At 66.0% G+C, this 13264-nt stretch carries 12 protein-coding genes; 7 read left to right on the top strand and 5 right to left on the bottom strand.

Annotated elements, in window-relative coordinates:
- The first annotated feature begins 161 nt into the window (after positions 1-161).
- Positions 162-1340, top strand: a complete 1179-nt coding sequence (locus ACWEO2_RS13605; protein WP_452405577.1) for an aminotransferase class V-fold PLP-dependent enzyme — start codon at positions 162-164, stop codon at positions 1338-1340.
- On the top strand, positions 1340-2257 hold the full coding sequence (locus ACWEO2_RS13600; RefSeq protein WP_452405576.1) for a ribonuclease Z: 918 nt from the start codon (positions 1340-1342) through the stop codon (positions 2255-2257). Before ACWEO2_RS13605 ends, ACWEO2_RS13600 begins: the two co-directional genes overlap by 1 nt.
- A gap of 72 nt (positions 2258-2329) precedes the next feature.
- On the opposite strand, the gene ACWEO2_RS13595 is transcribed toward ACWEO2_RS13600, so the two are convergent.
- On the bottom strand, positions 2330-2917 hold the full coding sequence (locus ACWEO2_RS13595) for a TetR/AcrR family transcriptional regulator (RefSeq protein ID WP_452405575.1): 588 nt from the start codon (positions 2915-2917) through the stop codon (positions 2330-2332).
- 145 nt (positions 2918-3062) lie between these two features.
- Between ACWEO2_RS13595 and ACWEO2_RS13590 the strand changes: the two genes are divergently transcribed.
- Positions 3063-3764, top strand: coding sequence for a lysophospholipid acyltransferase family protein (locus ACWEO2_RS13590; protein ID WP_452405574.1), 702 nt, complete (start codon positions 3063-3065; stop codon positions 3762-3764).
- A 148-nt stretch (positions 3765-3912) separates the two neighbouring features.
- Positions 3913-5559: a fatty acyl-AMP ligase gene (locus ACWEO2_RS13585; RefSeq protein WP_452405573.1), complete on the top strand. Its 1647-nt coding sequence runs from the start codon at positions 3913-3915 to the stop codon at positions 5557-5559.
- A 237-nt stretch (positions 5560-5796) separates the two neighbouring features.
- On the opposite strand, the gene pth is transcribed toward ACWEO2_RS13585, so the two are convergent.
- Together pth and ACWEO2_RS13575 are read right to left on the bottom strand one after the other, a co-directional pair.
- Complete coding sequence (gene pth / locus ACWEO2_RS13580) at positions 5797-6378, bottom strand: aminoacyl-tRNA hydrolase (protein ID WP_062986458.1); 582 nt, start codon at positions 6376-6378, stop codon at positions 5797-5799.
- A 24-nt stretch (positions 6379-6402) separates the two neighbouring features.
- Positions 6403-7008, bottom strand: a complete 606-nt coding sequence (locus ACWEO2_RS13575; protein ID WP_452405572.1) for a 50S ribosomal protein L25/general stress protein Ctc — start codon at positions 7006-7008, stop codon at positions 6403-6405.
- A gap of 301 nt (positions 7009-7309) precedes the next feature.
- Here ACWEO2_RS13575 and ACWEO2_RS13570 point away from each other — a divergent pair, with 301 nt between their 5' ends.
- On the top strand, positions 7310-8953 hold the full coding sequence (locus tag ACWEO2_RS13570; protein WP_452405571.1) for a peptide chain release factor 3: 1644 nt from the start codon (positions 7310-7312) through the stop codon (positions 8951-8953).
- Between the two features lie 10 nt (positions 8954-8963).
- Here the strand turns inward: ACWEO2_RS13570 and ACWEO2_RS13565 are convergent, their stop codons facing one another.
- Together ACWEO2_RS13565 and ACWEO2_RS13560 are read right to left on the bottom strand one after the other, a co-directional pair.
- On the bottom strand, positions 8964-9518 hold the full coding sequence (locus ACWEO2_RS13565; RefSeq protein ID WP_355176645.1) for a nuclear transport factor 2 family protein: 555 nt from the start codon (positions 9516-9518) through the stop codon (positions 8964-8966).
- A gap of 100 nt (positions 9519-9618) precedes the next feature.
- The gene (locus ACWEO2_RS13560; RefSeq protein ID WP_355176644.1) at positions 9619-10497 is read right to left on the bottom strand and encodes a DUF4393 domain-containing protein; all 879 of its coding nucleotides are present in this window, start codon (positions 10495-10497) and stop codon (positions 9619-9621) included.
- A gap of 286 nt (positions 10498-10783) precedes the next feature.
- Between ACWEO2_RS13560 and ACWEO2_RS13555 the strand changes: the two genes are divergently transcribed.
- Both ACWEO2_RS13555 and ACWEO2_RS13550 read left to right on the top strand, forming a co-directional pair.
- Positions 10784-12151: a DUF445 domain-containing protein gene (locus ACWEO2_RS13555; protein WP_452405570.1), complete on the top strand. Its 1368-nt coding sequence runs from the start codon at positions 10784-10786 to the stop codon at positions 12149-12151.
- Complete coding sequence (locus ACWEO2_RS13550; RefSeq protein ID WP_452405569.1) at positions 12148-13056, top strand: Abi-alpha family protein; 909 nt, start codon at positions 12148-12150, stop codon at positions 13054-13056. Before ACWEO2_RS13555 ends, ACWEO2_RS13550 begins: the two co-directional genes overlap by 4 nt.
- The last annotated feature ends 208 nt before the right edge of the window (positions 13057-13264 follow it).

The following is a 13264-nucleotide window of genomic DNA, read 5'->3' as shown; positions in this document are numbered from 1 at the left end:
GTGCGCCGACCCAACCCAGGGTAACGAGGGGCACCGACAAAAGATGTGACAAGAATCTGAATTCATGGTCACGCCCGGCCAGCACCCGTGGCCCGGCCGCCGAGCTGCACCGACCCCGCGCGACGGCGCGCTGGGCCCGTTTCGGCGATACTGTCGTCGACATGCTGGACGAGAATCGCGTACGTGCCGATACCCCGGGCTACGAGTCCGGATCCGACCTGGTCTTCCTCGATAGCGCGGGTTCGTCGCTGCCGCCGCGGATCGTGCTCGATACCGTGATCGGCCATCTGCGGCGCGAGGCCGAAATCGGCGGCTACCGCGCGGCGAACGAGCGACTCGACGACCTCGCCGCCGTGAAGTCCGATATCGGCGCGCTCATCAATGCCGATCCGACCAGCATCGCGCTCAGCGACAGTGCCACCCGTGCGTGGGCCGACTTCTTCTACTCCGTCCCGCTCGCACCCGGCGACCGCATTCTCATCTCGGGCGCCGACTACGCCAGCAATGCGATCGCCGCCCTGCAGCGCGCCAAGGCCACCGGTGCGGTGGTCGAGCCGATTCCCAGCGACGGCAGCGGTCAAATCGATCTCGACGCACTCGCGGAGCTGGTCGACGAGCGCGTCAAGCTGGTATCGGTGCTGCACGCCCCGACCAATGGCGGCCTGGTCAACCCGGCCGCCGAGGCCACCAGGATCGCGCATTCGGTCGGCGCGCTCGTCCTACTCGATGCCTGCCAGTCGGCCGGACAGCTGCCGATCGATGTGGCCGAATTGGGCGTCGACGCGCTCTCGGTCACCGGCCGCAAATGGCTGCGCGGGCCGCGCGGCACCGGATTCCTTTATGTGCGACCGGAATTGGCCGCGTCGATGGAACCGCAGCGGCTGGACCTGCACAGTGCTCAGTGGACCGGCCCCGACGCGTACACCATGCTGCCCGACGCGAGCCGCTTCGAATTCTGGGAATGCGATGTCGCCGCCCGACTCGGCCTCGGCGCGGCCGTGCGGTACCTGCTCGACCTCGGACCCGAGGACGTCTATACCGCGATCGCGGCCCGTGCCGAACATCTGCGCAAAGCGCTGCCGGAAATCTCCGGAGTCACGGTGCGCGATATCGGCATTCGGCACAGCGGCATCGTATCCTTCACCGTCGATGGAATTCCCGCCGTCGAAGTGCGTGATCGCCTTGCGGCACAGAACATTACGGTGACAGCCAGCCATGCCAGCTCCACCCTGCTCGATATGACCGCGCGCGGACTCGATTCGGTGGTGCGCGCCTCACCGCACTGCTTCGTCGGCTTCGAGGAACTGGACCGGTTCGTGGCCGCGGTCGCGGCGCTCTGATGTCCCCCAGGGAACTGGTCGTCCTCGGCACCGCGAGTCAGGTTCCGACCAAGCAGCGCAACCACAATGGCTATCTGCTGCGCTGGGGCGATGAGGGCATCCTCTTCGATCCGGGCGAGGGCACCCAGCGCCAGATGACCTATGCGGGCGTCTCGGTCACCGACATCACCCGGATCGCGGTGACGCATTTCCACGGCGACCACTGCCTCGGACTGCCCGGCATCATCCAGCGGATCAATCTGGACAAGGTCGCCCATCCGGTGGACGTGTACTACCCCGCCTCGGGCGAACAGTTCTTCGAACGACTGAGCAATGCCAGCGCGTTCTACCGCACCATCGACCTGCGGGCGCATCCGATCGCCGATCCCGGTGCGCTGGACGCGCCCGGCGCACCGTTCGTCCTCGAAGCGGTCGCGCTGTCGCATCCGGTCGAGGCCTTCGGGTACCGGCTCACCGAGCCGAGCGGTGTGCGCATCCTGCCCGAACGACTCGCCGAGCACGGTCTGCACGGCCCGGCGATCGGGCAGTTGCAACGCGCGGGCAGCATCGAATACGACGGGCGCACGATCACTCTGGCGGATATCAGCGAGCCGCGACCGGGCCAGAGTGTGGCTTTTGTGATGGACACCAGGATGTGCCCCGGCGTCGAGATACTCGCCTCCGGCGTGGACATGCTGGTGATCGAGGCGACATTCCTGGACGCCGACGCCCACCTCGCCGAAGAATACGGCCATCTCACGGCCGGGCAGGCGGCCCGGGTCGCCGCCGAGGCGGGTGTGCGCACCCTGGTGCTGACCCATTTCTCCCAGCGCTACCGCGACCTCGACGGCCATCTCGACGAGGCGTCCGAGTACTTCACCGGCGAGATCGTCATCGCCACCGATCTCGCGAGAATCCCACTCCCCCAACGCCCTTAGCTCCATGACGGCGGTCCGAGCGTGCTCACACCCGGCTATGAGCAGGCTCGGATCGCAAGCGGGGGGCGACTGTCAGGTCAGGTGCAACGCGAGGACCTGGGCGACGAGGGCGGGGGCGCTGGCTCCCGGGATCACGAGGCGCAGACTGCGGTTGGCCTGGAGGGTGGCGATGCCGTGCAGATTGGTCCACAGGGCGATCGCGGTGGCCCTCGGATCGTCGGTGGTCGGCGCGGCCTCGGCGACCAGCGCGGCGAAGCGTTCGAACAGCGGCAGGGTCATCGAGCGCAGATTCTCGCCGGAACCCTCGAGCAGGTCGTGACGGAACATCAGGGTGAACATCTCCGGGCGCTCACCGGCGAACTCGACGTACGCCACCGACATGCGCTGCATATGCTCGCGCGGCGTGGTCGCTCCCTCCCGTGCCTTCGCAAACTGATCGATGAGATCGGCGAAACCCCGGGCGGCGATGGCGGCCAGCAGCGCACGGTGGGTGGGAAAGTGACGGCGCGGCGCACCATGGGAGACCCCGGCCGCGCGGGTGATCGCCCGCAAACCGAGCTGCCCGACGCCCACCTCTTCGAGCATGTCGACCCCGGCGCCGACCAACCGCTCGCGCAGGGGCTCATTTCCGACCATGGAGACATTGTCTACGTCAGCCATCGAACCGCTCCTCACCGGTATCTCGACTGCGTCACACAAGTAGAAATCCTCTACCAACAATAGTAGACAATGTCTACGCTCGCGTGGTAGACAGTGTCTACAGCAATGGTAGACAGTGTCTACGGCAACTCTCTCGGAGGCTCATGTGTGGTACCGGTTTTTCAAGTACGTGCTGGTCGGCCCGCTGTTGCGACTGCTCGGTCGGCCCGCAGTGGAGGGTCGGCGGCACGTGCCACGCACCGGACCGGTGATCATCGCCGCCAACCACCTCGCAGTGCTCGATTCCCTCTACCTCGCGCTGGTCCTGCCCCGCCGCGTCACCTTCCTGGCCAAACAGGAGTACTTCACCGGCACCGGACTCAAGGGACGGTTCCTGCGCTGGTTCTTCACCGTCCTGGGTCAGGTCCCGGTGAACCGCACCGGCGGCACCGCCGCGGCGGACGCTCTGAACGCCGCCACCAAGATCCTGGAATCGGGTGATATCTGGGCGATCCATCCGGAGGGCACCCGCTCCCCGGACGGCTGCGTCTACCGCGGCCGCACCGGTGCACTTCGCGTCGCCATGGCGACCGGCGCGCCGGTGATTCCGGTGGTGCTCTCCGGTACCGACAAGGTGAATCCGCGTGGTGCCAAATTGCCGCGTTTCGGCAAGGTGCGCATCAGCTTCGGCACGCCGCGCTACTACCCGCATGTTCCCGCGAGCCGCGCGATCCACGCCGCGACCGACACTGCGGCCACCTCCCCGGTCCGCGCCGCCACCGACGAGCTGATGCGGGAGTTGGCCGCGCGATCCGGCCGCGATTACGTCGACCGCTACGCCGCCACTTTCGGTTCGAACCGCTCGTAGCTTTCCGCCCCCGATTCGCCGCCCAGATCGGACAAGTCCGCGGACTACCGCGCCGAAGCGTTAACGCGGCGCAGAATTGGCGGGATAGTTGGAAGCAGGCCGGTGCACAACGTCCGGCCACCGCACCGTGTGGATCAGGGAGTTGGACTTGAGCAGGTTCACCGATGAGATGTACGCGACGGCACGAACCTCGGTTCGCGGGCTGGTGACCGGGGAGCCGAATGCGCCGCTGCGGCAGACGTGGGGCGAGATCCACCGCATCGCGCGCAGCATGGCGGGCGGCCTCGCGGCGGCCGGAATCGGACACGGCGACGCGGTCGGCGTGCTGGCCGGGATGCCGGTCGATATCGCACCGGCCTGTCAGGGCATCTGGATGCGCGGCGCATCCATCACTATGCTGCATCAGCCGACGCCGCGGACCGATCTGGTGGTCTGGGCCCGCGATACCGAGACCGTCCTGTCGATGATCGATGCGCGGGCAGTGGTGCTCGGCGCGCCCTTCGAGGCCGCCGAACCGCTGCTGCGCGAACGCGGCATCACCGTGGTGCGCATCGACCAGCTCCGCGACGGCCCGGAGGCCGATCCGGTGCCGACCGTCGAGACCGATATCGCATTGCAGCAATTGACCTCGGGATCGACCGGATCGCCGAAGGCGGTGCGGATCACGCACGGCAACTTCTACGTCAATGCCTACGCCATGTTCGATCGGGTGAAGTTCCAGCTCGACGAGGATGTGATGATCAGCTGGCTGCCCCTGTTCCACGATATGGGCATGGTCGGCTTCCTCAGCGTCCCTATGCAATTCGGCGCCGAAGTGGTCTGCGTGACGCCGATCGATTTCCTCATGCGCCCGCTGCTGTGGGCCGAGCTGATCGATAAGTATCGCGGAACCGTCACGGCGGCACCGAATTTCGCGTACTCGCTGCTGGCCCGCAGGCTCAAGCAGGCCGAGGACGGCGCCTATGACCTCAGCAGCGTCCGGTACATGTGGAACGGTGCCGAACCCGTCGACCCGGACACCATGGAGGCACTCGCCGCCGCCGGAAAACGCTTCCGGCTCAATCCGATGGCGCTGACCCCGGTCTACGGCATGGCCGAAACCACACTGGCGGTGTCGATTCCGGATCCCGGACTCGGGCAGATACTCGATGTCATCGATGCCGACCTGCTGGAGGCCCTCGGCAAGGCGGTGCCGGTCCACGATCCGCACGGCCACCACGGCAATATGCGCCGCCTGCCCACACTCGGCTATCTGGTCGACAATCTGGAGGGCCGGGTCGTCGACTCGGAGCGCCAACCGCTGCCCACCCGTTCCGTTGGTGTGATCGAATTACGCGGTCCCGCAGTGACTTCGGGCTATGTCACGGTCAATGGGTTCCGTAGCGCGCAGGACCAGGACGGCTGGCTCGACACCGGTGATATCGGCTACTTCACCGACGAGGGCCTGATCGTGGTGTGCGGCCGGATCAAGGACGTCATCATCATGGGCGGCCGCAATATCTATCCCACCGATATCGAGCGCGCCGCGCTGCGGGTGGCAGGTGTGCGCCCCGGCAATGCCGTCGCGGTCCGTTTGGACGCGGGCGAAAAGCGCGAAAGCTTCGCCGTGGTGGTGGAAAGCAATGACCACCAGAACGCCGCTGAGGTCAAACGCATCGAACGCGAGATCGTGCACTCGGTGTTCTCCGAGGTCGGTGTCCGCCCCCGCACCGTCGCCGTGCTGGGCCCCGGCGCCCTCCCGAAGACCTCCTCCGGCAAACTCCGCCGCTCCGCCACCGCCATCCACCTGCGCTGAACATGTGAATTGCATTCGGGTGCAGGGGCTTTGCACGCAGCGGACCCCGCGCCCGAGCGGAGATCCGCAGCCGTCGGGGCGGTGGTCTCGTCCACTTTTGCGTGGCAACGGCTTTCGCGCTCGCGGATCTCGATGCGCCGGTCGCGGTGGCCATAGCACACCATGTGATCATCGCAATTGTGCTCGGCAGCTTTATGTTCCGCGATCAGGACCGACGCTCCGCGCAATCCGTATCGATCAGTGCAGCTGGTTCTGGGCCGGTTCGAGCCCGACGCGCAGCAGCAATTCGACTGCGTCGGCGGCCTGTTCGACGATGACCGGAACTTCCTTGCGCTCCACCGACGAAAACGGTTTGAGCACATAATCCGCCGGATCCTGGCGGCCGGGCGGGCGGCCGATGCCGATGCGGGTGCGCAGATAGTCCTTGGTGGTCAAGGCACTGGAGACCGAGCGCAACCCGTTGTGCCCGCCCTCACCGCCGCCGCGCTTGAGCCGAACCTGACCGAATGGCAGATCCAGTTCGTCGTGCACGACGATCACCTCGGTCGGCGGTACCGAGAAGAATTTCGCCAGCGCCGCGACCGGACGCCCGGACAGATTCATGAACGAACGCGGCTTGGCGATCAGCACCTGACGCCCGTCCAGCCGGGCCTGCAGCAGATCGGCGCCGGACTTCTTGTGCACGGCAAAACGGCCGCCGACGCGCTGTGCGAGCACGTCGGCGACCAGAAAGCCGATATTGTGCCGGGTGCGCTCGTATTCCGGACCTGGATTGCCAAGTCCGACCACGAGCGCGGGCCCGGTCGAGGATTCGGTCATGCGGATAACCGACCCGGGGAGTTCTTACTCGGCGCTCTCGGCCTCGGCGGCGGCCGCGGCGGCCTCTTCGGTCTCCTGCGCGGAGGCCGGGGCCGCGATGATGTTGACGATCAGGGCCTCCGGGTCACCGGCCAGGGTGACACCCTTTGGCAGCGGGATCTCGCCCGCGGTGATCTGGGTGCCGGCCTCGGCGCCCTCGATCGAGACCTCGATGGCCTCCGGAATGTTCAGCGCGTCGGCCTCGATGGACAGCGTGGTGGATTCCTGGGTGACCAGGGTGCCCGGACCGGCCTCACCGGCCAGCGTCACGTTCACATCGGCGGTGACCTTCTCGCCGCGCTTGACGATCAGCAGGTCGGCGTGCTCGATGTAACGGCGAATCGGGTGCACCACAACGGATTTGGTCAGCGCCAGCTGCTTCTTGCCATCGATGACGAGGTTCAGCACCGCATTGGTGCCGTGCTCGCGCAGGATGGCGGCGAAGGCCTGGGCGTTGAGCGAGAGGTGCTGCGGGTCGGCGGCGTGGCCGTACAGCACGGCGGGGACGTTGCCCGCGCGGCGGGTGCGGCGGGCCGCGCCCTTGCCGAACTCCGTGCGGACGGCGGCATCGAGAAGGTTGGCGTCGGACATGACTGGATCTACTCCCTACGGCTCTTCCGGGCTGTCAACAGTGCGCCAGGAACTGTTATCCGCCCTGGCAAAGGTTGGTCTATTCGTCGGGCGAAGACCGAACGAGGACGGCAGAGAGCCGAGCCGCGTCGATCACGGTGAACGCATCAAGTCTGCGGTCACCCTCGCCGAGACAACCTGAACACCATAGCGCAACTGTCTATCTCTTCCTGAATCGGGTCGTCGTACTCGCCGAATTGTCGTCACCCGGGTCGCGTACGCTGGAGCGGTTGCCGATCGGCTGTCTGAAAGGTTGTTGAAGTTGACCGCCTCCACTGAGGGTGTCGTCGCGCCCGCCCCGCGTGGGTTGCCCGCCGAGGTCGCTCGGCGGCGCACATTCGCGGTGATCTCCCACCCCGACGCGGGCAAGTCGACGCTGACCGAGGCGCTCGCATTGCACGCGAAAATGATCTCCGAGGCGGGCGCGATCCACGGTAAGGCCGGGCGCCGCTCGACCGTATCGGACTGGATGGAAATGGAGAAGGCGCGCGGAATCTCCGTGAGCTCGACCGCACTTCAGTTCAACTACCGCGCCGCGGGCTCCGATGTCGATAACGTCATCAACCTGGTCGACACCCCGGGCCACTCGGATTTCTCCGAGGACACCTACCGGGTACTCACCGCCGTCGACGCCGCGGTCATGCTGATCGACGCCGCCAAGGGGCTCGAGCCGCAGACACTGAAGCTGTTCCAAGTTTGCCGCCACCGCGGCATCCCGGTCATTACGGTGATCAACAAGTGGGACCGCCCCGGCCGCGCGCCGCTGGAACTGCTCGACGAGATCAACGAGCGGATCGGACTCACCCCGACGCCGCTGTTCCTGCCGGTCGGCATCGCCGGTGACTTCCGTGGCCTGCTGCGTCGCGGCGCCGAGGGCGAGGCCGTCGAATACATCCACTTCACCCGCACCGCGGGCGGCGCGACCATCGCGCCGGAGGAATCGATCGACCCCGAAGCCGCCGAGGCTCGCGAGGGCGAGGCGTGGACGACCGCCGCCGAGGAGAGCGAACTGCTCTCGGCCACCGGACAGGACCACGATCAGGAAATGTTCCTGGCCGGGCAGACCTCCCCCGTCATCTATGCCTCGGCGATGCTGAACTTCGGTGTGCGGCAGTTGCTCGAGACCTTGGTCGCGCTGGCGCCCGCGCCCGGTTCGCGTGCCGATATCGGCGGCGCAGCGCGCGACACCACCGATCCGTTCAGCGCGGTGGTCTTCAAGGTGCAGGCGGGAATGGATGCGGCACACCGGGATCGGCTCGCGTTCATGCGGATCGTCTCCGGCGAATTCGAGCGCGGCATGGTCGTCACGCACGCCCAGACCGGTCGGCCGTTCGCGACCAAATACGCGCTCACCGTCTTCGGCCGGGAGCGCTCGACCGTCGACACCGCCTACCCGGGTGATGTGGTCGGCCTGGTCAACGCGACCGCGCTGGCGCCGGGGCACACCCTGTTCGTGGACAAGAAGGTGGAGTTCCCGCCCATCCCGTCCTTCGCACCGGAGCATTTCGCGGTGCTGCGCGCGCAGAGTGCGGGCAAGTACAAGCAGTTCCGCAAGGCCATCGATCAGCTCGATTCCGAAGGCGTGGTGCAGGTGCTGCGCAATGACGCGCGCGGCGATGCCTCCCCCGTGCTCGCGGCGGTCGGCCCGATGCAGTTCGAGGTGGTCACCGCGCGAATGCTGGCGGAGTTCAACGTCGAAACCCATATGGAGCACCTGCCGTACACGCTGGCCCGGCGCACCGATGCGGAGTCGATGGCCGAACTCGACCGGCAGCGCGGGGTCGAGGTGTTCACCCGCTCCGACGGAGTGCTGCTCGCGCTGTTCGGCGACAAGTGGCGGCTGCAGTACATCGAGAAGGAGCATCCGAAGCTCACACTCGAGCCGTTGGTCGCGGCCGCGGACTGAACGCCCGCCCTTATCCGGCTTCGGGTTCGGCTTCCGTCGCCGGTTCGGGCTCGCGGCGCAGCGGAGTAGTGGGCTCGCGTTCGATGTCCGCGATGCCATCTTCGCGCGCGATCATCCCCCAGCGACTCGATGTCAGTCGCAGGCTGGGCAGATCGCTGAGCGAGAGCACCACCTCATAGGTCCGCTCGTAGCCGGTGTGCGCGATCCGCCACAGACCGTCCTGACAGCGCACATAGCGATCGGAGTAGAACGCGGCGCCGCGCAGCAGCATATTGTGCGCCGGTATCAGCACGGTATCGGCGAGATACCAAGTGCCGGTGGCGGTATCACCGACGACATCGATCTCCGGATGATCACATCGGTGCTCGGTGATGACATGCGGACCGAGGGTGTTGCGCATGAAAGCCAAGAACGCGTCTCGCGACTCGAACTGCAGGTATTCGCTGTAGGTGGCGGTCGCCTCGGGAATCATCGTATCCGCAAATTCATCCCACGACTTGGTGTCGAGGGTGCGCAGATACCGGAACTTCAGGCGACTGATCGCTGACACAGCATCCTGATCCATAACCTCAACAATCCCATTCGAAGCCGCCGCGCTACACGAATTGGGAGATTTGTATCAGATTGCTATCACCGGTGGTCGATAATCCGCCCCGGCGCGCGGCTCAGTTGCCGATGGTGAAGCAGGTATTGCAGAAGTCGCTGCCGAACTCCGTCAGCCGCAGACTCTTGCGCACGATCTTGGGCGCGCGCCCGGCCTTCTTCAGCGCCGCCTCCACTACCGGCTGCACCTCGAGCACCATGTACCGGCTGAGCACCACCGGATCATCGGAGACCTGGGTCAGCCCCAGACGGTTCAGATTGATCAGATAGGTGCGGGAGCGGTCCGGGTAGCGGACTCCGGCCTGTTCCGGCACCGAGGTCAGATCACCGGTCACCAACTCCGAGCCGATGCCGAGCGGACGATTGGTCCGCACATCGACCGTCGGCTGCGGTCCGTTCAATGCCATGAACCGCAGAATGCGCGCCTCGTCCGGCGCCAACTCGTCGAGGATCCGGTCATAGGCGGGATGCACATCCTCGGTGAAATAGACATCGGCCGAGCGGGCCAGCAGCGCATCGCCGCGGCGGCGCAGCTCCTCACTGCTCGCCGAGTGCAGCGGCGCGCCGATGCCGATCGCCTGCTGCTGCGACGCACCGTTGGAAGCCGGTACATAGCTGACGATTTCGCGCACCGACCCCTCGGTGACGCCCAGTGCGCTGCGCGCGATGGAGCGCAGCGCGTTGCCGGTGCGCTCGGCGATATCGGCCGACGACTCACCGTCGAGCGCGGCCTGGGTGATCTCCTTGGTCACCTCATAGGTCGTCTCGACGGCCCACTGACTGCCGCGCACCACGGAGCCCGCGGCGAGTCCCGCCGCCCGGAACACACCGCGAATCAGCCTCGCCTCATTGCTGATCTGCCGCTGTTCGACATCCGAGCTGCGCTCCACCGAGCGGGAACCGGCCCGGGCCAGGTCCTGTCCGGTCCTGTCGTCTGTCACGTCTACTCCGATGTATTGCCTAGTGAACGAATACGCCCACAGATTATTGCCCTCGAGCTTTCCAGGTATGCGTAACCGAGAGCCGAGTGGGCCAGCACTCACGCCGACCCCTGCCGTCGAACGTGTGGTGGTCGTCATTGTCTCCGGCGCCGGTTGACAGTACGACATTCTGGACACACAGTGTGACTGATGTCTCAGACAATCCGCTGTGGCTCGGGACACTCGCGGTGGACCGGCTTCTCGATCTCACAGTAGGGTCCGTCTGCCGACTGGGTGCTAGTTTGGGATGCCGGTGAGGCGGCGGTCACCGGTATATCGGCAGGAGGGTGTCGTGTTGGAGAGTGTTTTCGGGATTCACCCGACGATCCTCCTCGAGTTAGTGACTATCCCGCTTTTCACTGGAATCATCGGCTACATCACCAACTGGACCGGCATCCTCATGCTGTTCAAGCCGGTCGCCTTCCACGGCGTGCATTTACCCGGGCTGCGCGCGCTGTTTCCCTTCCTGCCCAAGCGAATTCAGGTGCTTCCGCTACTGAGTTACGACGGCCGAATCGGCTGGCAGGGCATCGTGCCCTCACGCGCGGACAAAATGGCGAGCATCGCCGTCGACAAGGGCCTGGCGAAACTCGGCAGCGTCGCCGACTTCTATCGCGAACTCGAACCGGACAAGCTCGCCGAACACCTCGCCAATATCGCCGATGCACAGATCAAGGACATCGTCGAAGAAATCCTGCGCCGCGAGCACCCGCAACTCTGGTACAACCTGCCGACCGGTGTGCGGGAGATGATTCATGCGCGGGTCCGCCAGCAGCTGCCCGATATTCTGCGTGAGCTGACCGAGGAATTGGGCGCCAATATCGATCAACTGCTCGACGTCAAGCAGATGGTCATCCGCTATTTCCAGGCGCGCCCGCACCTGCTCAACACCCTTTTCCAGGTGCTCGGCGCCAAGGAACTGCGTTTCATGCAGAACTTCGGTTTCTACTTCGGCGCGCCGATGGGTGTGGTGCTGGTCGGGATTCTGCATGCGACCGGCTGGTCGACGCTGGTGGTGCTGCCGATCGGCGGCGTCATCATCGGCTGGGTGGTCAACTGGATCGGCCTGAATATGATCTTCGCGCCCGCCTACCCGAAGTGGTGGTGCCCGTGGCGGCAGGGTCTACTGATCAAGCGGCAGTCCGAGATCACTGATGGCTACGCCGAATTGGTCTCCAGCCAGGTGATGACCGTCGCCAATATCGGTGACGAACTGCTCAACGGCCCGCGCTCGGACCGGACCATGCAGATGCTCGAGGACACCTTGCGCCCGGCCGCGGACCGCGCGCTCGGACCCGCGAGACCCGCGGTGAAGTTCATGCTCGGCAGCCGGGAGTACGACTCGCTGCAGTCGACGCTGACCACCGAGGCGATGTCCATCGCGCCGATCGCCTTCGCCGATCCGGACTTCAACGTCCAGCAGGGTAGGCAAATCAACGACTACATCGCCAAACAGATGTCGGCGCTGAAGCCTCCGGACTTCGTGGATATGCTGCGATCGGCGATCAAACAGGACGAATGGCTCCTTTTTCTGCATGGCGGCGTGTTGGGGCTCTTCGCCGGATACGCTCACATCCTGATCTTCGGGACGGGAGTGGCGACATCATGGCTATGACGGAATCTGGCGGCGACGATCTGCAGGCCGCCGGGCAGGGCCATGCGTCGGCGGAGCACTCCGAGGTGGCCGAAACACCCCAGCTCTCAACGGAAATCGCGCGGCTGCCGATCAGCTCGGCCGAGGTCGGAGCCCGCAAGCGGGAGCCAGGGTCGGTGCGCAAGACCGTCCGCGCGACCACCGGAGTCGCCCGGGTCGCGGTGACCGCCGCCGCCGAGGTGACCGCCTGGGGCATCGATACCGCACTCGGTGTCGGCGCGACCGTGGTGCGTGGCAGCATCGCCGGGAATCCACCGCGCGAGGTTCTGGCCGAGGCCGAGGCGGGGGTCCGTGACGCGGTGCGCCGCGCACTGCGGCTGCCCGCCACACCCGAACAGCCTGCCTCCGACGCCGTTCCCACGCTGCGCGAACAGGGTGCCGCGCTGTTGCGCCTGTCGGCGAGCACGCACGGCGAACATGCCGAAACCCATCCCGCCTTCGCCCGCATGCTCGAGGAACTCACCCCCGACGAGGCACGCATCCTGCGCTTTCTCCACCTCGACGGCCCGCAGCCCGCGATCGACATCCGCACCGGACGTCCGCGCGGCCTCGGCGTCGAGCGGATCATCTCCGGCCTCAACCTGATCGGCGAACACGCGGGTCTGCGCTTCCCGAACCGCGTCCAGCAATATCTGCCCAACCTGCGTCGCCTCGGCCTGATCGAATTCGTCAAGGAACCCGTCGGCAACCCGAACCGCTACCAGATCCTCGAGGCCCAATCCCCGGTCCGAGAAGTATTGAAGCGCTCCGGCTTCGGCACCAAGGTCTACTACCGCAGCATTACCCTCACCGGCTTCGGCGCCGACTTCGTACAGACCTGCCTGCCTGTCGTAGTGCAAGACGGTCGCGTCTCCGGCACCAGCTAGGCCCCGCGATCGAAGGGCCGGACAACTCCGCTCGATGTGACCGCCGGTCGGACGGTTGATGGGGAGCCCACTGAATCGGATGCACTCCTCGGTGGTTCGCCGCACCCGGAATGTCTGCGAGGCAGAGTCGCGGTCGATCGGAGGGCTAGTAGTGCCGCGTCCAGATAGCTCCTGCCGCATCCAGCCCTGGGTCCGCGGTCTGTCGAAC

This window comes from Nocardia sp. NPDC004278 (assembly GCF_053602975.1).
The sequence above is the reverse complement of the archived record's forward strand: the minus strand, read 5'-3'. Positions and strand labels throughout refer to the sequence as shown.